This is a genomic window from Tritonibacter sp. SIMBA_163 (genome assembly GCF_046535935.1).
Taxonomy (GTDB): domain Bacteria; phylum Pseudomonadota; class Alphaproteobacteria; order Rhodobacterales; family Rhodobacteraceae; genus Epibacterium; species Epibacterium scottomollicae.
This window is the reverse complement of record NZ_JAWJBP010000215.1, coordinates 1-325: the sequence shown is the minus strand read 5'-3', so window position 1 is coordinate 325 and position 325 is coordinate 1. Positions and strand designations below refer to the sequence as shown.

1 protein-coding gene is annotated in these 325 nt (G+C 28.3%); it reads left to right on the top strand.

Going from position 1 to position 325, the window contains the following annotated elements:
• A partial coding sequence (locus R0J92_RS22140) for a cysteine peptidase family C39 domain-containing protein (protein WP_411053236.1) occupies window positions 1-325 on the top strand: 325 nt, incomplete at both ends.

Sequence of the window (325 nt, the reverse complement as noted above, 5' to 3'; positions counted from 1 at the left end):
CATAAAGTAAAGAATAATAAAGTATATGTTGCAGATCCTGATAGTGGGTCTGTTAAATATAAATTGGAAGACTTTTTAAAGGTTTGGACAGGGATTTTAATTTTGATGAGTCCAAAACAAAATTTTGAGAAGGTAGAAGTATCTAAAGGGGTATTTTCTCGTTTTTTGTCTTTATTGAAGCTGCAGACTAATTTGTTATTTCCAATTTTTATTGCTTCTATATTTTTTAATCTGTTTGGTTTTGCTGGAGCATTTTATTTTAAGTTGTTAATTGATGATATAGTTGTAAACCAATTAATGGAAACGCTTCATATTGTGTCTATAG